21 protein-coding genes and 1 tRNA gene are annotated in these 23,695 nt (G+C 63.0%); 11 read left to right on the top strand and 11 right to left on the bottom strand.

The features are described 5' to 3' along the window. Positions 1 to 2: 2 nt before the first annotated feature. The gene (gene argS / locus FDP28_RS06270) at positions 3 to 1,652 is read right to left on the bottom strand and encodes an arginine--tRNA ligase (protein WP_144659853.1); all 1,650 of its coding nucleotides are present in this window, start codon (positions 1,650 to 1,652) and stop codon (positions 3 to 5) included. 247 nt (positions 1,653 to 1,899) lie between these two features. Here argS and FDP28_RS06265 point away from each other — a divergent pair, with 247 nt between their 5' ends. The 6 genes from FDP28_RS06265 (at position 1,900) to FDP28_RS06240 (ending at position 6,524) form a co-directional block, all read left to right on the top strand. Continuing rightward, a complete protein-coding gene (locus FDP28_RS06265; RefSeq protein ID WP_144659852.1) occupies positions 1,900 to 2,406 on the top strand; it encodes an FMN-binding protein in 507 nt (168 codons plus the stop codon). A gap of 5 nt (positions 2,407 to 2,411) precedes the next feature. Continuing rightward, complete coding sequence (locus FDP28_RS06260) at positions 2,412 to 3,284, top strand: FAD:protein FMN transferase (RefSeq protein WP_144659851.1); 873 nt, start codon at positions 2,412 to 2,414, stop codon at positions 3,282 to 3,284. After that, positions 3,281 to 4,783 (top strand): FAD-dependent oxidoreductase, encoded by a 1,503-nt coding sequence (locus FDP28_RS06255; RefSeq protein ID WP_144659850.1) that lies wholly within the window; start codon positions 3,281 to 3,283, stop codon positions 4,781 to 4,783. Before FDP28_RS06260 ends, FDP28_RS06255 begins: the two co-directional genes overlap by 4 nt. Before the next feature lie 96 nt (positions 4,784 to 4,879). Next, positions 4,880 to 4,952: transfer RNA gene (locus FDP28_RS06250), tRNA-Arg, on the top strand. A 156-nt stretch (positions 4,953 to 5,108) separates the two neighbouring features. Further along, positions 5,109 to 6,149, top strand: a complete 1,041-nt coding sequence (locus FDP28_RS06245) for a M4 family metallopeptidase (RefSeq protein ID WP_260842371.1) — start codon at positions 5,109 to 5,111, stop codon at positions 6,147 to 6,149. Between the two features lie 72 nt (positions 6,150 to 6,221). Beyond that, entirely contained in the window at positions 6,222 to 6,524 is a 303-nt protein-coding gene (locus FDP28_RS06240) for a protealysin inhibitor emfourin (RefSeq protein ID WP_144659849.1), read from the top strand. Between the two features lie 93 nt (positions 6,525 to 6,617). On the opposite strand, the gene FDP28_RS06235 is transcribed toward FDP28_RS06240, so the two are convergent. Beyond that, entirely contained in the window at positions 6,618 to 7,586 is a 969-nt protein-coding gene (locus FDP28_RS06235) for a GlxA family transcriptional regulator (RefSeq protein WP_144659848.1), read from the bottom strand. A gap of 81 nt (positions 7,587 to 7,667) precedes the next feature. On the opposite strand from FDP28_RS06235, the gene FDP28_RS20485 reads away from it, so the two are divergent. The 3 genes from FDP28_RS20485 to hrpA all read left to right on the top strand — a co-directional run bounded on the left by FDP28_RS20485 (position 7,668) and on the right by hrpA (position 12,904). Beyond that, positions 7,668 to 7,838, top strand: coding sequence for a hypothetical protein (locus FDP28_RS20485; protein ID WP_186313526.1), 171 nt, complete (start codon positions 7,668 to 7,670; stop codon positions 7,836 to 7,838). A gap of 147 nt (positions 7,839 to 7,985) precedes the next feature. After that, a complete protein-coding gene (locus FDP28_RS06230) occupies positions 7,986 to 8,966 on the top strand; it encodes a helix-turn-helix transcriptional regulator (RefSeq protein WP_144659847.1) in 981 nt (326 codons plus the stop codon). Then, positions 8,963 to 12,904 (top strand): ATP-dependent RNA helicase HrpA, encoded by a 3,942-nt coding sequence (gene hrpA, locus FDP28_RS06225; protein WP_144659846.1) that lies wholly within the window; start codon positions 8,963 to 8,965, stop codon positions 12,902 to 12,904. Before FDP28_RS06230 ends, hrpA begins: the two co-directional genes overlap by 4 nt. Before the next feature lie 70 nt (positions 12,905 to 12,974). On the opposite strand, the gene FDP28_RS06220 is transcribed toward hrpA, so the two are convergent. The 3 genes from FDP28_RS06220 to FDP28_RS06210 are packed head-to-tail and all read right to left on the bottom strand — an operon-like array spanning position 12,975 to position 15,444. Further along, entirely contained in the window at positions 12,975 to 13,403 is a 429-nt protein-coding gene (locus FDP28_RS06220; RefSeq protein ID WP_144659845.1) for an HIT family protein, read from the bottom strand. Continuing rightward, complete coding sequence (locus FDP28_RS06215; RefSeq protein ID WP_144659844.1) at positions 13,400 to 14,548, bottom strand: NAD(P)-dependent alcohol dehydrogenase; 1,149 nt, start codon at positions 14,546 to 14,548, stop codon at positions 13,400 to 13,402. The genes FDP28_RS06220 and FDP28_RS06215 overlap by 4 nt, the downstream gene beginning before the upstream one ends. After that, positions 14,545 to 15,444, bottom strand: a complete 900-nt coding sequence (locus FDP28_RS06210) for a sulfurtransferase (RefSeq protein WP_144659843.1) — start codon at positions 15,442 to 15,444, stop codon at positions 14,545 to 14,547. Before FDP28_RS06210 ends, FDP28_RS06215 begins: the two co-directional genes overlap by 4 nt. A gap of 68 nt (positions 15,445 to 15,512) precedes the next feature. On the opposite strand from FDP28_RS06210, the gene cds1 reads away from it, so the two are divergent. Then, positions 15,513 to 16,595, top strand: a complete 1,083-nt coding sequence (gene cds1 / locus FDP28_RS06205; RefSeq protein ID WP_144659842.1) for an L-cysteine desulfhydrase Cds1 — start codon at positions 15,513 to 15,515, stop codon at positions 16,593 to 16,595. Here the strand turns inward: cds1 and FDP28_RS06200 are convergent. Continuing rightward, positions 16,592 to 17,245, bottom strand: coding sequence for an MBL fold metallo-hydrolase (locus tag FDP28_RS06200; protein ID WP_144659841.1), 654 nt, complete (start codon positions 17,243 to 17,245; stop codon positions 16,592 to 16,594). The genes cds1 and FDP28_RS06200 overlap by 4 nt on opposite strands. A gap of 94 nt (positions 17,246 to 17,339) precedes the next feature. On the opposite strand from FDP28_RS06200, the gene FDP28_RS06195 reads away from it, so the two are divergent. Further along, a complete protein-coding gene (locus FDP28_RS06195; protein ID WP_144660014.1) occupies positions 17,340 to 17,816 on the top strand; it encodes a Fur family transcriptional regulator in 477 nt (158 codons plus the stop codon). On the opposite strand, the gene FDP28_RS06190 is transcribed toward FDP28_RS06195, so the two are convergent. The 5 genes from FDP28_RS06190 to FDP28_RS06170 form a co-directional block, all read right to left on the bottom strand. Next, the gene (locus FDP28_RS06190) at positions 17,813 to 18,703 is read right to left on the bottom strand and encodes a metal ABC transporter permease (RefSeq protein ID WP_144659840.1); all 891 of its coding nucleotides are present in this window, start codon (positions 18,701 to 18,703) and stop codon (positions 17,813 to 17,815) included. The two genes, FDP28_RS06195 and FDP28_RS06190, sit on opposite strands and share 4 nt — an antisense overlap. Beyond that, positions 18,704 to 19,507 carry a metal ABC transporter ATP-binding protein gene (locus FDP28_RS06185; RefSeq protein ID WP_144659839.1) on the bottom strand — a complete coding sequence of 268 codons (804 nt, stop codon included), beginning with the start codon at positions 19,505 to 19,507 and terminating at the stop codon, positions 18,704 to 18,706. It abuts the gene before it with no gap. A 187-nt stretch (positions 19,508 to 19,694) separates the two neighbouring features. Then, positions 19,695 to 20,696, bottom strand: a complete 1,002-nt coding sequence (locus tag FDP28_RS06180; protein ID WP_144659838.1) for a metal ABC transporter solute-binding protein, Zn/Mn family — start codon at positions 20,694 to 20,696, stop codon at positions 19,695 to 19,697. Between the two features lie 118 nt (positions 20,697 to 20,814). Next, positions 20,815 to 21,882 carry a hemolysin family protein gene (locus FDP28_RS06175; RefSeq protein ID WP_144659837.1) on the bottom strand — a complete coding sequence of 356 codons (1,068 nt, stop codon included), beginning with the start codon at positions 21,880 to 21,882 and terminating at the stop codon, positions 20,815 to 20,817. Beyond that, a complete protein-coding gene (locus FDP28_RS06170; RefSeq protein WP_144659836.1) occupies positions 21,879 to 23,228 on the bottom strand; it encodes a hemolysin family protein in 1,350 nt (449 codons plus the stop codon). The genes FDP28_RS06175 and FDP28_RS06170 overlap by 4 nt, the downstream gene beginning before the upstream one ends. Between the last annotated feature and the right edge of the window lie 467 nt (positions 23,229 to 23,695).

Genomic DNA, 23,695 nt, shown 5'->3' with positions numbered 1-23,695 from the left:
TCCTACATCCGTTCCGGCGCCGAAACGCCGAGCAGTTCGAGTCCGTTGGCAAGTACCTGGCTGGTGGCATCATTCAGCCACAAACGTGTCCGGTTCACGTCCTGGACAGGCTCGTCGCCCTGGGGCGAAACGCGGCAGGCGTCATACCAGCGGTGGTAGGCACCGGCGATGACCTCCAGGTGGCGTGCCACGCGGTGCGGCTCACGCAGTTCCGCAGCCTTGGCCACGATCGACGGGTAACTGCCCAGGTAGGAGAGCAGCTCGTTTTCGGTGGCGTGGTCCAGGAGCGCTGCGTCGAAGACCGAGCGGTCCACTCCTGCCTCGGCTGCGTTGCGGGCCGTTCCGCGGGACCTGGCGTGCGCATATTGCACGTAGAACACCGGGTTCTCGTTGCTGTTCTTCTTGAGCAGTTCAGGATCCAGCGTCAACGGAGAGTCTGCGGGGAAGCGGGCCAGGGAGTAGCGCACCGCGTCCTTGCCGAGCCAGGAAATGAGGTCCTTCAGCTCGATAATGTTGCCTGCACGCTTGGACAGCTTGGCGCCGTTGACAGACACCAGCTGACCAATAAGGACCTCGATATTGACCTCCGGGTCATCGCCGGCACACGCCGCGATGGCCTTGAGGCGGTTGATGTATCCGTGGTGGTCGGCACCGAGCAAATAAATCTTCTCGGTAAATCCACGGTCCTTCTTGGAGAGGTAGTAGGCCGCGTCCGCCGCGAAGTAGGTCGGTTCACCGTTGGCACGGATCATGACGCGGTCTTTGTCGTCGCCGAAGTCGGTGGTGCGCAGCCAGACAGCGCCGCCGTCATCGAAGACGTGTCCTTGCTCGCGAAGACGGGCAACAGCGGATTCAATCGCGCCGGCGTCATGAAGTTCCTTCTCCGAGAAGAAGACGTCAAACTCAACGCCGAAGTCGGCCAGGGTGGCTTTGATGTCTGCCATCTGGGCCTCGTAGGCGGCAGCGCGGATGACCGGAAGGGCAGCCTCGTCGGTGAGCTCTCGGATGTCCGGGTGCGCCTTGAGGACTTCGTCGCCAAGTTCGCGGATGTATTCGCCCGGGTAGCCGCCTTCCGGAACATCCCTGCCGTGAAGGCGGGAGAGCACGGAGTTTGCAAAGACGTTCATTTGCGAGCCGGCATCGTTGATGTAGTACTCGGCCGTGACGTCCGCGCCGGAGGCACGAAGGACGCGGGCGATGGCGTCGCCAAGTGCCGCCCAGCGGGTGTGGCCGATGTGGAGGGGCCCTGTGGGGTTTGCGGAGACGAATTCCATGTTGACCACGCGGCCTGCGAGCGCCTGGTTGGTGCCATACGCGGCGCCGGCCTCGACGATTGTTTTGGCCAGAGTGCCAGCGGTAGCGGCGTCCACGGTGATGTTCAGGAAGCCCGGTCCTGCGATTTCCACACCGGTTACCCCGGGGATGCCCTGAAGATGGGTGCTCAGGATGCCTGCGAATTCACGCGGATTCATCCCGGCCTGCTTGGACAGCTGCAGGGCAATGTTGGTGGCCCAATCCCCGTGGTCCCGGTTTTTTGGTCGCTCTACGCGCACGGCGTCGGGCACGGCAGATTCCGTCAAGGCGATTTCGCCAGTGGAGACAGCGTCCTTAAGGCAGGCGGATATGGCAGCAGAGAGTTCTTCGGGAGTCACGGATCTAGCCTACCGGTGGCCCGCAAAGACGCGGAATTCGAGGACCCGTATGTGGATAATTTGACCACAGCAGGTACACAGGAACGGCTGGCCGCCACCACAGACTGAACCATTACGCTGATTTCAACGTTGTGAAGAACATGGGCACAGGCCGGATCCCTGATCAAGGGGTCATCCATGTCCCTGATGTACAAGCCCCAGACCACCTACTTCCAGTTGAACTTGTCCAGTTGAAACGAGCAGAACCATGACCACGCCACTTCGCAAGAGCATCTTCGTCGGCATCGCCGGCCTCTCCATCGCCGGAACCGCCGCAGGATGCGCGCCCAGTGCCCAGGCGCCCAACACGCAAGCACCTGCCACGCAGGCCCCCGCTACCCAGGAAGGCGGCCAGGCATCAACCAGCAGCCCGTCGTCCTCGGCTCAGTCCTCTGCCCCCATCGCCTCCGCAGGATCCAGCATTTACAAGGACGGTACCTACAGCGCTGACGGAACCTACACCTCCCCCAATGGGCAGGAGACGGTGGGCGTTGAACTGACGCTTGCCGCCGACAAGGTCTCTGCGGTGAACATCACAGTGCATCCTTCCAACCCCAACACCAAGAAGTTCCAAGGCGAGTTTGCCAGTGGCATCGCGTCACAGATTGTCGGGAAGAACGTGGACGAGCTCAACGTCTCCAAAGTGGCCGGTTCCTCCCTGACGTCGGGAGGGTTCAACGACGCCCTCCAGCAGATCAAATCCCAGGCGAAGTAGACATCATGGCCCACCCGGGCTGGAGCAGCTTCAGCTTCGAGGGAATCGGTACGGGGTGGGAAATTTCGACCCCTGAACCGCTCGCTCCCGCACTCACGAAAAAGGTGCTCGATGCCGTCGAGGCCTATGACCGGACATGGTCGCGTTTCAGGTCCGATTCCTTGGTGTCTGGCCTTTCCCGCAGCCCCGGCAGCATCACGCTGCCGGAGCACGCGGCCGGACTCCAGGAGCTGTATTCGGTCCTGTACCGCCTGAGCCAGGGGGCAGTGACCCCGCTCATCGGTAGCAGCCTCGAAAGGCTGGGCTACGACGCCGCTTACTCCCTCAGCCCTTCGGGAGTGCCCCAAGCACCTGCCCGTTGGGAAGATGTCCTTGAATGGACCGGCACGGCGATGACTGCGAAGGAACCCCTGGTGCTGGATATCGGAGCGGCCGGGAAAGGCCAGCTGGTGGACCTTTTGGGTGGATTGCTCCATGAGGCAGGACACAGTGACTTCCTGGTGGATGGCAGCGGCGACATGCTGCACTCGGGGAGCCATCCTGTGACGGTGGCGTTGGAACATCCCTACGACCCCAAACAGGCCATTGGGACTGTGGAGTTGGACAACGCCGCCTTGTGCGCCTCGGCGTCCAACCGCCGGGTATGGGATGACGGCCTCCACCACGTCCTGGATGGGACCACCGGCAAGCCCATCCACACCACGGTGGCAACCTGGACCATGGCCGCGGGCGCGCTGGAGGCCGACGGCCTGGCCACGGCCTTGTTCATGATGGAACCTGCGTTGCTTGAGCAGGAGTTCGAATTCTCGTGGCTCCGCGTCTCCTCTGCGGGTGCTGCCACGTATTCGGGCGGCTTTGAGGGGAGACTGTTCACATGATTGCCGCGAAGTCCCGTATCGACACCTGGCTGGGCCGCTTCACCATGTACCGCCTGATCCTGTGGGTCCTGGGTGTGCTGGTGGTGTACAGCATGGTCCTCAACGTCCTGGGCTGGTTGACGTTCGGCTTGCCCGAGATGCTGGTGCATCTGGTCCTCTGCCTCGGCGTCACCTATGGGTCGAACCGTTTGCTCGCCGCCATCTTCAAGGTGAAGCCGCACACCGAATCGTCGCTCATCACGGCACTGCTGCTGTATTTCCTGTTTTGGCCGGCTTTCGGGCTTACGGACATGGCCGGCGTGGCGCTGGCTTGCATTCTTGCGAGCGCCTCCAAATACGCGCTGGCCTTCCGTGGCAGACATATTTTCAATCCGGCAGCCGCGGGGGCATTCATCACAGGTTTGACCGGGCTGAACATCGCCACCTGGTGGGCTGCGACTCCAGCGATGCTGTGGTTGCTCGTCCCGGGAGTGATGCTGGTCCTCTACCGCACCCGCAAGTTGCTGATGGCCACCGTTTTCCTCGTGGTCGCAACCAGCATCATTACCCTGGAGCTGCTGAGCCGGAGCATGACCCTGGGGCAGGCTTTGTGGCAGACCTTGGCCCAGCGTCCCCTGTTGTTCTTTGTCGGATTCATGTTGTCTGAGCCGCTTACGCTTCCTCCCCGCCGTTGGCAGCAACTGGCGCTTGCCGCCGTCGTTGGTTGTGTTTTCGCGGTTCCCTACAACTTTGGCTTCGTGGCAAACTCACCGGAGCTGGCGTTGCTTTTGGGAAACCTCATCGCCTTCTTCCTGGGACAGCGTGGCGGCGTGGAGCTGACCTTTAAGGGGTCGCGGGCCCTGACGCCCTTGAGCACGGAATTCAGTTTCGAGCCAACGCGGCCGGTTCGTTTCGCTGCGGGCCAGTTCATGGAACTGAACCTGCCGCACTCAGGATCCGACGGAAAGGGCCGACGCCGGATTTTCAGCATCACCAGCCCTCCGGGAGCTGCCGAAGTGACGTTTGGGGTGGGCACGGCGGAGCCGTTATCGACGGCCAAGAAGGCACTGCTCGCCCTTCGGCCAGGTGACACTGTTTCCGCCACCGCCGTGGGCGGCGATTTCCTTTTGCCGCACGACGCCGGCAAACCGGTTTTGTTGATAGCCGCCGGGATCGGCATCACGCCGTTCCTGTCGCAGCTGGCGGCCGACGGCACCTCACGGGACACGGTTGTGCTGTACCTGGCCAAAAGCCGTAACGACCTGGCCTGGCTGGACCAGCTTGAAGCCTCGGGAGCAACGGTGATTGCCCGGCTTGCCGATGGTTCCACTCCCCCGGAGTTCATGCTCGACGCCGGGACGGCCAGAATCGATGCAGCCCGGCTCAAGCAACTGGTTCCGGACATCGCGGACAGGGAGGTGTTTGTCTCCGGTTCCCCGGCAAGTGTCGATTCCCTGAGGTCCGCGGCGCGCGGCGCAGGGGCCCGGCGGGTCCATGTGGACTCTTTCGCGGGCTACTGAGGCATTTGCACGGTACGGGAGCGGCCGTTTTCCTTTGCGGCGTCACGGCTGCTAAGCTCTAGGACGTCCCACCGGCAACGGAGGGATACCCTGGATGCCCTCGTAGCTCAGGGGATAGAGCGTCTGCCTCCGGAGCAGAAGGCCGTAGGTTCGAATCCTATCGAGGGCACATCGAAAACCCCGCCAGTTCAACTGGCGGGGTTTTCCCTTTGCCGGCTACGGACTATCACTTTTGGGCTTGCCGGGGCCACGCCGCAAAATTGTCTGCCCCGGCTCCTAGGCTGATTGCAGTTGGTCTTTCCGATAGCAAAAGGGGTTTGCCGTGATGTGTTCCATCGTCCCGCCGTACATGCTTCGCAGGATTGCCGCCCAAGACGAACCCCGCCTCCGGGCGGTCGCGCGTGCTGCCAAGGAGTCCCTCCTGCAGATCAAGGGCCTGCAGGCCATCCGCACGGCCACCATCCTCGCAGCGCCACCAAGTGCCCGCCAAGCCAAGCCCGGGCCTCCCAAACGGACCATCTTCGACGCCGGATCGTTGGAGGATCTTCCCGGACGGTTGGTTCGCAAGGAGGGGGCGGCGCCCGTGGGTGATGATGCCGCCGATGAAGCCTACGACGGCCTCGGCGGAACGCACCGCTTGTATGGCGAAATTTTCGGCCGCGATTCAATTGACGACGCCGGGCTGCCGCTGGATGCGACTGTCCACTACGGAAAGCTCTACGACAACGCCTTTTGGAACGGCAGCCAAATGGTCTTCGGAGACGGGGACGGACAGATCTTCCAGCGATTCACCAAATCCATCAGCGTCATTGGGCATGAACTGGCCCACGGCGTCACCCAGTACACAGCCAACCTTGCCTACCGGAACCAAGCCGGAGCCCTGAATGAGTCAATGTCGGATGTATTTGGTGTGCTGGTGGAGCAGTACACCAAACAGCAATCCGTGGAGCAGGCCAGCTGGTTGATCGGACAGGGCTTGTTCACTGACCAGGTACAGGGTGAAGCGCTGCGGTCCATGAAGGCTCCGGGCACTGCCTACGATGACGATGTCCTGGGCAAGGATCCGCAGCCGGATTCCATGGACAGCTATGTCCGGACCAGCGCCGACAACGGCGGCGTCCACATCAACTCCGGCATTCCCAACAGGGCTTTCTATGTGGTGGCCGCTGAGCTTGGAGGCCATGCTTGGGAGGCTGCCGGGCAGATTTGGTACGGGACTTTGACCAGTGGGGCGCTCCCCGCCACGTGCACTTTCGGCAAGTTCGCCAGGACTACGCTGGCAACGGCTGAGGAACTTTTCGGGAGCGGGTCACCGGAGCATGACGCCGTCCGGAAGGCGTGGGACACTGTGAAGGTCAAGGTTTAGTCGCGCGGCGGGACCTGTAGCCGGTCCGCCTGCGTGCTGGCACAGCAGGGGTAGGACGAGAAGCAGCGGCTCATGAAAATCACGGTCCAACGCAGTGGAGGTATCGCCGCGATGACGCGTGTTTGGAGCGTGGACGCGGTGTCCCCCGATGACAAGGAGCGGTGGCTTCCCATCGTCGAGGCCTGCCCTTGGGATGAGGCAAAGAGCCAAGCCCGGGCCGTCAATGAGCCGGACCGCTTCATGTACTCCATCAGGGCCGGCCAGCGCCGCGCCACGCTCCCGGACCGTGCTGTCACCGGACCGTGGCAGGAATTGATCGAGTGCGCCAAGGCCGAAGGCTCCGAGTCCAGGGGCACCCTGGGCCGACGGCGCTAAGCCGGCGGACAGGCGCCAAGCCCGGAACGCAAGCCTGGAACCTCGGAACACAAGCCTGAAACACAGACCCGCGGCCCAGCCCATTGGCCGGACCTAGATGGCCTCGGCCAGTTGCCCCCGAAACGCCCTCCGGTAGCTTTGCGGACTGGTATCGAGCACTTTCGCGAAGTGGTGCCTGAGCAGGACCGAGTGCCCGAACCCGGCTTCACGGGCGATTTCGTCAATGTTGAGTTCGGTGGTTTCCAACAGCTCCTGTGCCCGCAGCACCCGCTGGGAGTTCAACCACGCCGCCGGAGTTGTGCCGGTTTCGGCCCGGAACCGCCGGGCAAAGGTGCGTGGTGACATGTGGAGGCGGGCGGCCAATTCGTTCACGCTGTGTTCTTCGTCCAGATGTTCCACCATCCACCGGAGCAGAGCCTCCATGGGCGCCGATCCGCAGCTTGGCATGGGCCGGTCAATGAACTGGGCCTGGCCGCCATCCCGATGCGGCGGCACCACCATGTCGCGGGCAATCGCAGCGGCTACGTTGGCGCCGAGCTCCACACGGACCAGGTGCAGGCAAGCGTCAATCCCTGCCGCGGTGCCGGCGCTGGTGATGATGGTCCCGTCCTGGACGTAGAGGACGTTCTCATCAACCCTGACGGAGGGGTACCGGCCGGCGAGGTCCTGGGAGTAGTGCCAGTGCGTGGTGCAACGCCGCCCATCCAGCAATCCTGCGCGGGCCAGCGCATAGGCTCCTGAACAAATGGACATCACCCAGGCTCCCCTGGCGTGGGCCGCGCGCAGGGCTTCCAGGACGGACTCAGGGACATCCTTGTCCCTGCCAAACGGCGCCATGATCACCAGATCGGCATCCGCCGCAGCTTCGAGTCCGAGGTCCACGTGGAGGGAGGGCCCTGACTTCATGCGGACGTCTCCGGGCTCCGGTGTGACCACCCGGAAGTCGAAGGCCGGAACACCGGAACCGCGGTCGGATCTGTCGATGCCGAAGACCTCGAAAGCCGTGCCGAACTCGAACACGGAGAAGTCCGGAACGACGATCACTGCCACTGATTTCAACATATCTCCAGTGTGGCAGAAAATTGTCCATATGGGGCATTTCTGCCACTGTTTCTTGAGCCCACCAGGGAGCAGTCTGGAGACATGGAAATCTTCGGAATCATCCTCTTCATCGTCCTCATCACCGCCGTCGCAGCTACTGTCTCAGCACTCCTGAAGGATGGCCGCGGCCACAACCCGCCCGTCACCTCAAAAGAACCTTGGTCCGCTTTTGAGGCACCCAGCGGCCCCTACTGGAATCCCCGTATCTACTAGGTCCTACCGGCCTGATGCACGATCAGCACAACCCATCCATCCGGCGCCTGCCGCTTCAAGGATCACTGCAGGGATCCTTGCATCGGTGGGCGTCCTTGTGTGTCGCCGGCCCTCCGCCTGGACTGCTGATGGGCTAGATTCACTTGCATGATTCAAACCTCCGCCCGGCTGCTGCAGTTGCTGTCGCTGCTGCAGGTCCGCCGGGAATGGACGGGACCGGATCTCGCCGATCGCATGGGAGTGACCGAGCGGACCGTGCGCCGGGACATCCACAAACTGCGGAACCTGGGGTATCCCATCCACGCTTCCCCCGGCATCGCCGGCGGCTACCAGCTGGGCGCGGGCGCGCAATTGCCCCCACTGCTCCTTGACGACAACGAAGCCCTTGCCGTGGCCCTGGGCCTGAACTCCGTGGCTGCAGGCCCTGTTGCCGGGATCGGCGAAGCCTCCGTCCGAGCCCTGGCCAAAGTGGAGCAGGTCCTCCCCTCCCGGCTCCGGCCCAGGTTCGCGATGCTCAAAGAAGCGGTCACCTCGCTTCCCAGCAACGCTGCAAGCGTTGATCCCCAGCAACTGACCGTGGTCTCAGCGGCAATTTCGGATCGCCGGCAAATTACGTTTGACTACGTCACCTCCGACGGCGACGCCTCACGACGATTGGTCGAACCCTACCGGCTGGTGGATACCGGTCGCCGGTGGTATCTGGTTGCCTGGGATGTGGAGCGCGGGGATTGGCGCACGTTCAGGGCAGACAGATTCGCTTCCCTGCCGAGCGAACGCAGGAAGTACACGCCCCGGCCCTTGCCGGCGGAGGACCTGGCAGCATATGTGCAGCAATCCATCACGCGCTCGCCCTACCGGTTCGACGTCGTGGTGCGGCTCCGCGCGCCGCTTGGCGAGGCATCCGCCGTCGTCAGTTCCCAGTACGCGACGCTGACCGCTGACGGGCCGGCAGCGACCATCCTTCGATCCGGATGGGATAACCTCGCCGCACCGGCAGCCTACCTGGCGGCGTTGGACCTGGACTTCGAAATTCTTGAACCCGAGGAATTCCGCTCCTTCGCCCGGCACCTCTCGCGCCGGCTCGATGCCGCCGCCGGTCCGGCCACAGTAGACTGGCAGCAGCCATGACACTTCATATTTCCTATCCCGCAGAGCTGCCGGTATCCGAGCGCCGCGAGGATCTGATGGCGGCCATCGCCGCGAACCAGGTAACCATCATCGCCGGCGAGACCGGTTCCGGTAAGACCACACAGATTCCCAAGATGTGCCTCGAGCTGGGCCTTGGCGACAAAGGACTGATCGGGCACACCCAGCCGCGCCGCCTGGCAGCCCGGACGGTCGCCGAACGCATTGCCTCCGAGCTCGACGTCGAAATCGGCCAAGAGGTTGGTTTCCAGGTCCGGTTCACCGGCGAGGTCAGCGCCGCCACCAAGATCAAGCTCATGACGGACGGCATCCTGCTGGCAGAGATCCAGCGGGACAAACTGCTCCGGAAATACAGCACCATCATCATCGACGAGGCCCATGAACGCAGCCTCAACATCGACTTCATACTCGGCTACCTCAAGCGGATCCTCCCGCAGCGCCCCGACCTGAAGATCATCATCACCTCGGCCACGATCGATCCCGAGCGCTTCGCCAAGCACTTCGGCAGCGATGACGGGCCTGCCCCCATCATCGAGGTTTCCGGCCGTACCTACCCGGTGGAGATCCGCTACCGGCCGCTGTCGCAGCCCGTCGATGCCGATGATGAGGGCTCCGACGACGAACTCGAGGAGGACCGCGATCCCCTCGATGCCGTCTGCGACGCCGTGGACGAGCTCGCCAAGGAAGCCCCGGGAGATATCCTCATCTTCTTCTCCGGCGAGCGCGAAATCCGTGACGCCGCAGAGGCCATCAACGGCCGCATCCAAAGCAACCGGCGCCTGGCCGGCACTGAAGTCCTTCCCCTCTTTGCCCGTTTGAGCCTCCAGGAGCAGCACCGCGTCTTCAACCCCGGAGGCAAGCGGCGCATCATCCTGGCGACCAACGTGGCAGAGACCTCGCTTACGGTTCCCGGCATCAAGTACGTCATCGACACCGGCACCGCGCGCATCTCCCGGTATTCGCACCGGACCAAAGTCCAGCGGCTTCCCATTGAGCGGGTGTCACAGGCATCGGCCAACCAGCGTTCGGGCCGTTGCGGCCGCGTGTCCGAAGGCATAGCGATCCGCTTGTATTCGGAAGAGGACTTCGAATCACGCCCGCAGTTCACTGATCCGGAAATCCTGCGGACCAACCTGGCCGCGGTGATCCTGCAAATGACCGCGATGGGGGTGGCCCGCGGACCCAAGGACGTGGAGAACTTCCCGTTCGTGGAACCTCCGGAGACCAGGGCCATCAACGACGGCGTGACGCTGCTGCGCGAACTCGGCGCCTTGAGCGCGCAGAAGTCCGCTGACGCCCGCGGCAACGGCCGCAGCGGCGGTGGACTGACCGCCGTCGGACAGAAACTCGCCCAACTTCCCGTCGATCCCCGGCTTGGCAGGATGATCGTGGAGGCCGGCAAGCGGGGCTGCGTCCGGGAGGTCATGATCCTCGCCGCGGCCCTGACCATCCAGGATCCCAGGGAAAGGCCGACCGACAAGCAGCAGTTGGCAGCGGAGAAGCATGCACGCTTCCGTGACGAGATCTCCGATTTCACGGGTTACCTCAACCTCTGGAACTACCTCCAGGAAAAGCAGCGCGAGCTCTCCTCCACGCAGTTCCGCAGACTGTGCCGCAACGAATTCATCAATTACCTGCGCGTGCGGGAGTGGCAAGACCTTTTCACCCAGCTCCGCCAACTCGCCAAGCCCTTGGGCATCAGCCTCGACAACAAGCGCGAAGCGGACCCCGTAGGAAACTACGAGGGCATCCACATCAGTTTGCTGTCCGGCCTGCTCAGCCACATTGGGCTGCTGGACGAGCGCAAGCGCGAATACGCCGGTGCCCGCGGAAGCCGGTTCGCGATCTTCCCAGGATCGGCGTTGTTCAAGAAGTCGCCCACGTACGTCATGGCCGCCGAATTGGTGGAGACCAGCAGGCTATGGGCTCGTGTTGCCGCGAAGTTCGATCCCCTGTGGGCCGAGCAAGTCGCCCCTGAGCTGGTGAAGCGCAGCTACAGTGAACCTCACTGGTCATCACGCCAGGGCGCAGTGCTTGCCCATGAAAAAGTCACGCTGTACGGCGTTCCCATCATTCCGAACCGCCGGGTGAACTACGGCCGCATCGATCCCGAGCTCTCGCGTGAGCTGTTCATCCGCCATGCCCTGGTGGAGGGCGAGTGGAGGACACACCACAAGTTCTTCCATCGCAACAGGGCCTTGCTGCAGGAGATAGAGGAACTCGAAACGCGCATGCGCCGACGGGACATCCTGGTGGACGACCAGACCCTGTTCGAGTTTTACGATGCCCGCGTCGGCAAGGATGTGGTCTCCGAAAGGCATTTCGACAAGTGGTGGAAGGACGCGCGCCAGTCCGATCCCCATCTGTTGGACTTCGACCAGTCGCTGCTGATGAGCGAAGACGCCGAAGCCCTGGACGACTCCGCCTATCCGAAGACCTGGGTTCACAAGGGCTTTGAGCTGCCCCTGAGCTATGAGTTCCACCCCGTGGCGCCGGGTTCTACTCCGAATCCCTCCGATGGCGTGACTGCAGAGGTTCCGGTGCTTTTCCTGAACCAACTGGACGACGCCCCCTTCCGCTGGCAGATTCCGGGCCAGCGGGTGGACCTTGTCACTGCCCTGATCAAGTCGCTGCCCAAGCAGATCCGGAAGAATTTTGTGCCCGCGCCGGATGTCGCCAGGCAAGCCACCGAAGCACTGGAAGCCGGCTTCGATCCCGAGGTCGACGAGCTGGAGCCCTCCCTGGAACTGGTGCTGCGCCGGCTTCGAGGGCACATCATTCCGCCTGGCTCGTGGAACTGGGAGGCAGTGCCGCCCCACTTGCGTGTCAGTTTCAAGGTGGTAGACAGCAAAGGCAAGGTCCTGGACGAGGGTAAGGACTTGGCCCAATTGCAGGAAATACTTGCTCCGGCCACCCGCCGCGCCATCGCCGAGTCGCTGGGAGCTACACCCGCGACGACGTCCCGCGCCTCACGGGGGAACGGTGTGGTCGCCCCGGGCGGCCAATCGACGCCGGCCTCCGGCAACTCCGCGCCGGTCGAGGGCGGTGTGGCAGAACGCACCGGAATCACGGAGTGGGATTTCGGCACCGTGGACCGCCAGGTCAGCCGGAGCATTAAGGGCCACGCGGTCACCGGGTTCCCGGCTGTGATCGACGAGGGCAAGTCCGTGGCATTGCGGGTATTCCAGACCAAGGCCGAACAGGAAGCCGCCATGCGCGGTGGCGTCATCCGGTTGTTGGCCTTGCGGATCCCATCCCCGGACCGCTACGTGCTGGAACACCTGAGCAACACCGAAAAACTGACCTTCAGCCAGAATCCCCACGGGTCGGTCAGCGCCCTCATTGCTGACTGCGCCTTGGCTGCGATCGACAAGCTGGTTCCGCAGGAACTGCCCTGGGACCGCGAGTCCTTCGATGCGCTCTACGAAGTAGTCAGGGCAGAACTGATCGACACCGTCTTCACGGTGACCGCCGTCGTCGAACGTATTTTGGCCAGTACCCGCCGCATCCAGAAGGCGCTCAAGTCCAACGCGAGCCTGCCGCTGATCAGTGCGCTCAACGACATGAAGAGCCAACTCGAGCAGCTGGTCTTCCCGGGTTTTGTGGCACAAACGGGCTACGCCCAGCTCAGCCAGTTGCCGCGATACCTGCAGGCCATGGAGAAGCGCTTGGAGAAGCTGCCGGGCAATGTGCAGCGGGACAGCCTCAACATGGGCATCGTCCAGGCCTTGGAGGACGATTATGACGACGCCGTGTCCGCGCTGCTCCCCGGACGTCGCGCAGGCGCTGAGTTAACCCGGGTGCGCTGGATGATCGAGGAACTGCGTGTCAGTCTCTTCGCAGTGGAGCTCGGTACGGCCTACTCCGTGTCGGAGAAGCGGATACGCACGGCACTGAACCAAGCGCTCGCCCCCGCGTAGCGAGCCAGGGCCGCAGACAAAAAAACCCGGCGGTGCCTTTACAGCACCGCCGGGTTAACTGGCAGGGAAATCAGTCCTCCGGGACAGCCTCGCCGTGTCCGGCTGCCCTCAGCGCCGCACGCAGCTTCACGGCAGTCGCATCCATCACGGCCGGGTCCGGGTTGTGGTCGACATTGTGGATCTCAAAATCCGCGGTGGAATAGGCGGGCCACACGTGGACATGGAGGTGGTCCACCTCGAAGCCTTCCATCAGGACACCCACGCGCTTGGCGGAGAACAACTCTTCCTGGACCTTGCCGATGCTTTGGGCGACATCCATGACCTTGGCCAGAAGCTCCGGGCTAGCGTGTGTCCAGGAGTCGACCTCCTCGCGCGGGACCACCAAGGTATGGCCTTGGGTGATCGGGGCGATGGTCAGGAACGCCACTACTTCTGCGTCCTTCCACACGAAGCGGCCCGGAATCTCCCCGTTGATGATCCTGGTGAACAAGGTACTCATGCGTCTGCCCTTTCAGCTGGTTCCTGAAGTGTTGCGGTGTCCAGCACAAAACGGTACTTCACGTCGCCGGCCACCATGCGGTCGTAGGCCTCGTTGAGCTGTTCCGCCCCAACGATTTCGATGTCGCTTGCAACCCCGTGCTCTGCACAGAAGTCCAGCATTTCCTGCGTCTCCTCGATCCCGCCAATCAACGAGCCGGCGTAGGCGAGGCGGCGGCGGATGAGCAGGCCCGGGCTGACCGGAGGCATGTCCTCGGCGGGAAGGCCAAGCTGGAACAGCGCCCCATCAAGGCGGAGCGTGCGGAAGTAGGGGTTGAGGTCGTGGGGGGCCGCGACGGTATCGATGATGACGTCGATGCTGCGGTTGGCGGCTTCCATCGCGTCGGCATCCTTGGAGAGCACCACGTGGTCCGCTCCGAGTTCACGGGCGGCATCGAATTTGGACTCGGAAGTAGTGAAGACCGTGACCTCGGCCCCCATGGCCTTGGCGATCTTGACGGCCATGTGCCCCAGCCCACCCAATCCGACCACCCCTACGGAGTCGCCCTCTTCGACGTCGAAGTACCTCAACGGTGAATAGGTGGTGATGCCTGCGCACAGGAGTGGTGCTGCTGCTGCCGGGTCCAGCGATTCGGGTACCCGCAGCACGAAGCGCTTGTCCACCACTACCGACGTCGAATAGCCGCCCTGGGTGATGGCATCGGCATGGCGGGGGTCGGCAGCGCCGTAGGTACCGACGTTGCCACGCTCGCAATACTGCTCCAGGCCTTCAAGGCAGCTGTCGCATTCGCGGCAAGAGTCAACCATGCATCCGACCCCCACGCGGTCGCCCACGGAGAAGTCCTCCACGGCGGTTCCCACACGGGTTACGTGGCCAACAATCTCGTGGCCGGGCACCAGCGGATACGGGGGTACCCGCCACTCTCCGCGGGTCGCGTGGACATCCGAGTGGCACAAGCCGCAGAATTCGATGGCGATCTCCACGTCGTCATCACCGGGCTCGCGGCGCGCCACTGTCAACGGCACCAGGCCGCTATCGGGCGAGGTGGCACCATACGCCGCCGCCAGCACTCCGGCGGGAGCTTCGGTGGTGTCCAAAGTGATGGTCTTCGCAAGAGGTGGGGGCACGGGGCGTCCAGGATTCATGCTTCGACGCTACTCCCGTCGGCAGGGCTCATGCCACTTGGGCCTACCGCAGCGTCTTCGAACGGCGCATCACCGACGGCGACGTCGTTCGCTGCGTTGTTCGACCACTGCGAAAAGGAACCCGGGAACAACGCAGCGTTGAAGCCGGCAATCTCAAGTGCTGCGATTTCATGGGCGGCCGTTACCCCTGACCCGCAGTAGACGGCAACGTTGGAGTTGTCATCCAGGCCCAGGAATTCAAAACGGCGTCGTAACTCCTCAGCCGGGAGGAAGGTACCGTCCGAAGCTATGTTCCCAGTTGTCGGGGCGCTCAGTGCACCAGGGATGTGGCCGGCCCTGGGATCGATGGGTTCGACCTCACCCCTGTACCGCTCCCCTGCCCGGGCATCCAACAGGATTCCCCCGCGGCTCCAGTGCGAGACCTCCTGCTCGGTGATGGACGGCATGCGGCCATCCCCCAGGGATACGTTGCCGACGACGGCGGTCACCTCGCCAGCCTCCAGCGGGTAGCCGGCGGCACGCCAGGCGGCCAGGCCGCCGTCGAGCAGGTAAACGGCTTCCGCCCCCGCGTTGCGAAGCATCCACCAGGCGCGCGCCGCGGCCATGCTGCCGCTGTCGTCGTACGCAACGATCGTGTCGCCGTCGTTGATGCCCCACCGGCGCGCAGCTTCCTGGAACCGTTCCGGGGAGGGCAGCGGGTGGCGCCCCCGTCCTGGCTCGGCGTGGTCCGCAAGCTCCGTTGGCAGGTCAACGAACACTGCACCGGGCAGGTGGGCCGCGAGGTAGTTCCCGTGCCCGTCGTTGCGGCCAAGGACCCACCGGACGTCCAGGAGAACGATCCTCTCCCCTGCGTCGAGGCGTTGGTGCAGTTCCGGGACAGTCATCAGGGTGGCCATGCGTTCTCCTTCGTCAGGGGGCTGGTGCCGGTGCTGCCGGAACCACGTTTCCAGCCTAGGCTTGTCCGGTGAGCAATTCGTGTATTCAGGACAGGACCTGGGCCAACGAGGCCATCCGCACCATCGAGGCCGAAAACAACCGTTCGGCGGACACACACCTTTACGCGGTCCCGCTGCCGGCACATTGGGGCGTGCAGCTGTACCTGAAGGACGAGTCCACGCACCGCTCAGGCAGCCTGAAACACCGCCTGGCGAGGTCCTTGTTCCTGTACGGCCTGGTGAACGGATGGATCACCGAGGGAACCACGATCGTGGAAGCCTCCAGCGGCAGCACCGCTGTCTCGGAAGCCTATTTCGCGCGGCTGATCGGATTGCCGTTCATCGCTGTCATGACCAAGACCACCAGCCCGGAGAAGATTGCCCTCATCGAGGACTTTGGCGGCTCATGCTTGCTGGTGGACCATGCCTCGGAGGTTTACGCCGTCGCCGAGGAAACCGCCCGGACCTGCGGCGGACACTACATGGACCAGTTCACCTACGCTGAGCGGGCCACGGACTGGCGCGGGAACAACAACATCGCCGAATCGATCTTTGAACAGCTCGCCCTTGAAGAGCACCCAGTGCCGGATTGGATCGTGGTGGGCGCCGGGACCGGTGGAACCAGCGCGACCATTGGCCGCTACCTTCGTTATCACCGGTACGCCACCCGCCTGACGGTGGTTGATCCGGAAAACTCCGCCTTCTACCCGGCGTGGCGGGACGGCACGGCCGCTACCGCTACCGGGCTCCCCTCCCGTATCGAGGGCATCGGCCGACCCCGCTCGGAGCCAAGCTTCGTGCCGGCCGTGATCGACCACATGATCCAGGTGCCCGACGCCGCGTCGGTTGCGGCCATGCGCCACCTCCGCAAAATCACAGGCCTCCACGCCGGGCCTTCGACAGGCACCAATTTGTGGGGTGTCTGGCAACTGGTGGCGCAGATGGTGGCAGAGGGCCGCAAGGGCAGCATCGTTTCGCTCATGTGCGACGCCGGTGACCGTTACGAGGGCAGCTATTACGACGCCGGGTGGCTGGCTGCCCATGGCCTGGACCCTGTCCCGCACGAGCAAGTCCTGGAGCGCTTCCATGACACCGGAGTGTGGACCGGCTAAACCTCCACCGAATCGCGCGGGGCCAGCTTGCTGTAGCTCGTGCCGTAGCGGGCACCGATCCTTGTCACGTGGCCTTCAACGATTCCGCGGCCCAGGTCATTGAGCAGTCCGTCATGGACCGGAAAGGCCTTGGGTGCGCGAACGGAGATGACGAAGTCCACTACCTCCCCCACCTTGGACCATGGCGCATTAATGGGCACCAGGAGCGTCTTGACGCTGATCCCATCCGGCACGACGAACGAGTCCCCGGGATGGAATACGTTCCCATCCACCAGGTAGCCGATGTTTGCCACGACGGGAATCTGCGGGTGGATCACAGCGTGCTGTCCCCCGAAAGTCCGGATGCCAAAACCCGCCACGTCAAAAGTTGAGCCGGGATCAACAGAGTGGACGCGCGCGGCCACGTCACTGTCTTCTTTCAGCGCGTCGGCCACACCTGCCGGTGCGTACACTTCCAGTGCACTGTTGCTTCGCAGGGCAGCCAACACTACGGGCCGGTCGATGTGGTCATTGTGCTCGTGGGTGACAAGCACCGCGCTGGCTCCCTCCAGGGCCTCCTCCGATTCGGAGAAGGTACCGGGATCGATGACCAGGACCTTTCCGTCCTTCTCCAACCGGACACAGGCATGGGTGTACTTGGTGAGCTTCATGGGGACAGCCTATGGGCCGCCCGTGACAGTGTCCAAGCATCGCCAACTGGTAAAATCGAAGTTTGCCAGCATCCCCACGGAAGTGAGCCTTTCCATGCCACACGGCACCAATTCCGCCGCGACCGACCCGAGCAGGCCGGCTGCTCCGGCCACCGGCGGAGCCAAGGAGCAGCGCGTCACCAAGCAGCGCCTGGCCGTCAGCGCCGCCTTGGACGAATTGGACGACTTCGTCAGCACCCAGGAGTTGTATCGCCTGATGCAGAACAAGGGCATCTCGGTGTCCTTGGCCACCAGCTACCGCATTCTGCAGTCCCTGGCCGACGACGGCCTCATTGACGTCCTCCGCAACGGCGAGGGCGAAGCCGTCTACCGGCGTTGCGCCGTCACCGGGCACCACCACCACCTGCTGTGCCGGAACTGTGGCAAGGCCGTGGAAGTCGAAGCACCCGCAGTCGAGACCTGGGCCGCCCGCACTGCCTCGGAGCACGGCTTCACGGAAGTGGCCCACACGGTGGAAATCTTTGGCCTGTGTCCCGAGTGCACTGCCAAGAAGGCCGCAGGAAAGCTCTAAAGCGCCCGGGCAGGCTGGTCCCGCGTCACGCGGCCATTCAAGCCACGGTTCACCCGCATCCGGCCAATGATCCGGCACACCACGTAGATCAGGAACGACAACGTTGTGACGTAGGGGCTGATCGGGATGCGGCTGCCGAGGGCGAGAAGGATGCCCCCCACCGTCGAGGTCAGGGCGAAGGCAACACTCAAAACGACCACCAGTTTGGGCGAGGTCGTCACCCGCAAGGCTGCTGCCGCCGGCGTGATCAGCAAAGCCAGCACCAACAGCGCACCAACGATCTGGATGGACAAGGCCACACTGACGCCCAGAAGCACCATGAAACCGATCGCCAAGCCACGCACGGGAACGCCGCGGGCTTCTGCCATCTCCGGATCCACGCTGGCGAAGCTGAGGGGGCGCCAGATGGCGATCAACGCAATCATCACCACTACGGCGGTTCCGGCCAGGGCCTGCAACTGGACGGTGTCCACGGAGACAATCTGGCCGGTCAACAGCCCGAATTTGTTGGCTGCACGGCCTTCGTAGAGCGCCAGGAAGAGAATCCCCAGGCCCAGCCCGAAGGGCATGATGACGCCGATGATCGAGTTCTTGTCCCGCGCCCGTACACCCATGAAGCCCAGCAGGACCGCTGCCGCCACCGAACCGATCAGGGAGCCGAGGATGATATCGGCACCGATCAGCAGCGCAAAGGCCGCTCCGGCAAAGGACAGTTCGGAGATCCCGTGGACCGCGAAGGCCAGGTCACGCTTCATCACGAACGTGCCGACCAGGCCGCCGAGCAATCCAAGGACGGCGCCGGCCCAGAGCGAATTCTGGACGAGGACCAGCAATTCGCCGTAGTTCTCGAAGTTGAAGATGGTCTGCAGGATCTCGGCCAGGTCCACTTAGAGCTCCTCCCCGGCGGTCGCGTGGGCATCGTCATGGAAGTGCGTGGTGGCATCCGGAAGACCGACGACGACGATCCTTCCGTTGGTGTGGATGACCTCCACATGGCTGTTGTACAGTTCGGACAAAACTTCCGTGGTCATGACTTCCTGCGGGGTTCCCACCCGGAACTGGCCACCGGCCAGGTACAGCACGCGGTCCACATACTCGATGACTGGATTGATCTCGTGCGTTACGAAGACCACGGCGCTGTTCCGTTCGTGGCATTGTTTGTTGATCAGGGAGCTGACGCCCTGTTGGTGGTGAAGATCCAGGGACAGCAACGGCTCGTCGCAGAGCAGGACCTGGGGTTCGGTGGCCAGTGCTTGGGCCACCCTTAGCCGTTGCTGTTCGCCTCCGGAAAGCTGGCCAACCGGTACCTTGGCGTAGTCCGAGGCTCCTACCAGTTCGAGCAGTTCGTCGATGCGCTGATTGATTTTTCCGGATGCGAGCCGCATCCCCCAGCGGTGGCCGTCCATACCCAAGCCCACCAAATCGCGTGCACGCAAGGGGGTGTCCGGTGCGAAGGACTTCTGCTGGGGAATGTAACCGATCTGCTTGCTGCCGCGTTCCACCGGATGCCCCGCCAGGGAAACCGTTCCCGCGTGAAGTTCCTGCAACCCCAGGAGGACCTTCAGGAAGCTGGTCTTGCCGCTGCCGTTCGGCCCCAGGACGGCAAAGAACTCGCCCGGGTTGATGTCGAGGTCAAGGTCCTTCCAGAGTGTCCTCTTGCCGAACTGCAGACTGGCTCCGCGGAGGCTCACTACGGGTGTCAAAAGTTGTCCTCTATCCGTACGTTGCTGGGAACGCAGTTTGTTGAATACCGGCCCGGGGCATCCGGCGTGGTTGTTGGCAGGCCTCGGTGGCGGCAAGCAAAAGGCCCGACAGCCATCCTGAACATCTTAGGACGCCGGCCGGGCCCTTCATCGCATTTGTGGGAGCTGGAAAGTGCTACTTCTTCAGCGCGGAGGAAACCGACTCCACGTTATCGGTCATCCATTGGATGTAGTCCTTGCCGTCGGGCAGGGTCTCGGTAAAGTTCACGACCGGCACTTGTGCAGACTCGGCGGCACGCTTGACGGTTTCCGTCTGGGGGCCTGCGGTCTGCTCGTTGTAGGCGAGGAAACGGACAGAACCGGCGCTGAGAAGGTCTGTGGTTTCCTTCATGATGGCGGGCGGAACGTCAGAGCCCTCTTCAACTGCGGCGCTGTAGGCCTCGGGCGTCTTGTTCTCCAGGCCTGCAGCTTCCAGGAGGTACAGCGGAACAGGCTCGGTGATCGCCACAGGTGCATGCTCGTTTGCTGCCTTCACGGCGTCCAGCTTGCTGGTCAGCTCCTTGAGCTTTGCCTTGAAGGCATCGGCGTTGCCGGTGAACGTTGAGGCCGATGCCGCGTCCAGGCTGCCGAGCTTGCTTGCCACGGCGTCGGCGACCTTGCCCATGACGTCAAGGTTGTACCAAACGTGCTCGTTGAAGTCGCCGTGGCTGTGGCTGTGGCCTTCTTCGGAGTGTGCATCTTCGCTGTGGCTTGCCTCTGCCGGAGCCAGCCCGGAAAGGTCCACTGCGCTGATCATGTTGTCGTGGCCGACCTTGGTTTCGTCGGCAATCTTGTGCAGGAACTCGTCATAGCCCCCACCGTTTTCCACCACGAGCTTGGCCTTGGAGATCACGAGTTTGTCTTGGGCACTGGCCTCATAGGAGTGCGGGTCCTGGCTTGTTTTGGTGATGATGGCGCTGACGTTCACCTTGTCACCGCCCACGGCCTTGACGATGTCGCCATACACATTGGTGGAAGTGACAACCTCGATGGCCCCGGAAGATGAGGGACTGTTGGCCCCGGCGTTACCGGCGCAGGAGGAAAGCAGGAGCGCTGCGATACCTGCGGAAGCGGCTACGGACAGGCGGGCGGCGGAACGACGCACGAAGACCTCGGATCTACTCAAAATGAGAATCAAACACAATTACTGGCAGAAACCAGTGTAGCCCTAAATAGGAATGATTCCTATTTAGGAGAAAGGGTGGGCATCGCTCCGGCAGCGCTGCCCACCCTTTAACCGCTATCCGTCGTCGAAACTAGGCTTCCTGTGCACCAAAGCGACGGATGCCTGTTGCCTGCGTTGCATCGCGGATCTCGCCGACCAGCTGTTCAATGACATCCTCAAGGAACAGGACACCTTGGGTGTCACCCCCCGCGCCGACGACCCGGGCCAGGTGCGAACCTGTGCGCTGCATAACGGACATGGCCCGCTCGATTTCATCGTCCGGAGACAGGTTGGCCAACGAACGGATGCGCCCTTCGGCAATGGGGTGCCGGCGGCCCTCGTCAGGGATGGACAGGATGTCCTTGACATGGAGGTATCCGGCGAGTTCGCCGTCGTCGTCCACCATCGGGAAACGGGAGAAGCCGGTACGGCTGACTGCCTTCTCCAGGTCCACCGGCGTCGAGGCCGTCTTGAGTACCACCAACTTGTCCAGCGGAACCATGATGTGGGAGGCCGTGTGCTCCGAGAACTCCAGTGCGCCGCTCAACAGGCCGGTCTCATCATCCACCAGGCCGTGCCGGGTGGACTCCTGGACGATCGACTGCACTTCCTCGAGCGTGAAGGAGGAAGAGACTTCGTCCTTCGGCTCGATTTTCATCAATCTCAGGATGTGGTTCGCCAGCCAGTTGAGGCTCCAGATGACCGGGTTGACTACCCTGGCGATGAACATCAGCGGTGGCGCCAGCAGAAGGGCCGCCTTGTCCGCCACAGAAACCGAGATGTTCTTGGGGACCATCTCACCGAACGTGACGTGCAGGAACGTGACGAACAGCAACGCAATCACGAAGGCGGTGACGTCCGCCAACTCAACCGGCACGCCGGCAAGTTCCAGCGGTTCGGCCAGGAGATGGTGGATGGCGGGCTCGGCAACCTGAAGGATCAGGAGGGAGCAGACGGTGATGCCCAATTGCGCGCAGGCCAGCATCAGCGACACATTTTCCATGGCGCGCAGGGTTGTCTGCGCGCGTTTGGAGCCGGCCTCGGCCAAGGGCTCGATCTGGCTGCGGCGCGCCGACATGACGGCGAATTCCGCACCCACGAAGAAGGCATTGCCGATCAGGAGGATGACAAGCCAGACAATTCCTGCCCAGTCACTCATACGGCACCTGCCTCGTGCTGGGTGGATCCGGCATCGCTTTGCCCGTCATCCCGGACAATGTGGTGGAAACAGATCCGGTCGATCCTGCGACCGTCCATTCGGGTGACCGTCAGGGTCCCGTCCGGTGTTTCCACGACGTCGCCCACCTTGGCGATCCGGCCCAGCTGGCTCATGACGTAGCCGCCCACGGTTTCATAGGCGGACTCGTCCGGAACTGTGAGGTTCGGAATCTGCTCGGATACTTCGTCCGGCCGAAGCAGGCCCGGAAAGTACCAGTCGCCGGTGGCGCTTTGGAGCACCCCGGGGCGCACTTTGTCGTGCTCGTCCGCGACCTCTCCGACAATCTCCTCCACCAGGTCCTCAAGGGTGGCAATGCCGGCGGTGCCGCCATACTCATCAAGCACGACGGCGAGTTGCAGGTTGCCCTCACGCAGTTCAGAGAGCAGGGCGTCAAGGTGGATGGTCTCGGGGACCTGCAGGATATCGGTCATGATGGCACCTGCTTGGAGATTGGCGCGACGATCCGCCGGAACGGCCACAGCCTTCTTTACGTGCACCACGCCGCGGATGTCATCGGTGGAATCGCCGATGATCGGAAACCGCGAATAGCCGGTGCGCCGTGCGGCGTCGAGGATGTCGGTCACCGGCTGGTCGGCGTCGATGGTTTCCATGCGGATGCGTGGCGTCATGACATCGGCTGCCGTACGCCCGGAGAAGTTCAGGGTCCGGGCCACGAAATTCGCCGTCCCCGCATCCAGCGTGCCAAGCTCCGCCGAACGACGAACCAACGATGCGAGCTCGGCCGGCGTACGTGCCCCCGAGATCTCCTCCTTGGCCTCAAGCCCGAACAAATTCAGGACCTTGTTGGAGAATCCGTTCAGAACGATGATGGCCGGCTTGAAGACGGCGGTAAACATCAGCTGCGGGCGCGCGAGCCGCTTCCCCAAAGGGAAGGCCAGGGCGATGGCCATGTTCTTGGGGACCAGTTCGCCAAGCAGCATCGACAGCAGGGTGGCGAAGGCCATTGCCACGATCAACGCGACAGAGTGGATGACCTCGCTGGGAAGACCCAGCAATCCGAGCGGCCCCAGGAGCAGCTGGCCAACGGAGGGCTCCATCACGAAACCCGTCAAGAGCGTGGTCAGTGTGATGCCGAGCTGGCAGCTGGAGAGTTGGGTGGAGAGCGACTTGAGGCACTTCAGCAGGGGCGCCGCAGCGTGGTCGCCGTTATCGACAGCACACTGGACACTTGCCTGGTCAAGGGCAACCAAGGAAAACTCAACTGCGACAAAGAAGCCGGTCCCGAAAATCAGGGCAAAACCGGCCAAGAGAAGAAACCATTCCACTTAGCGCATCCCTCCAAGGGCAGGCACGTGCAATGGGGTCAAGGCCTTCAGCGCGGGGTTTCTACCCGGCGGAGGCTGGTCGGGTGCTGCGGACGCATGGTCCGCGGCACCACCGGCAGTGAACGCCGACGCATGATGGGCATGTGAACGGGTATTGCCGGCTCGACGGGCACGCTGTGCGGAGTTGCCAGGTTGGCTCCCCCGACAGTTCCCAGGCCGGCACCTAGATTTACTGTCCATAAGAACTTCAGTCTACAGTCCGCTTACTCGGGCCTGCCCATGAAACGATTTAATTCGCAACACGAAAAGCTGGTCCAACCCACTGAGTCGACAGCGACATGATTTAGGTCACCACTATTGGCAGTTAACCAACGATCCTAACTAGACTGTCAGGGGTCTGAGTTCGCGGGACCCGGACCCTGTCCCATCGTTGCGGAAAAGCAACTTTGGCCAGCGGGAAAACAACA

The sequence above is a fragment of the Paenarthrobacter nicotinovorans genome (assembly GCF_007670255.1).
GTDB classification, from domain to species: domain Bacteria; phylum Actinomycetota; class Actinomycetes; order Actinomycetales; family Micrococcaceae; genus Arthrobacter; species Arthrobacter nicotinovorans_B.
The sequence above is the reverse complement of the archived record's forward strand: the minus strand, read 5'-3'. Positions and strand labels throughout refer to the sequence as shown.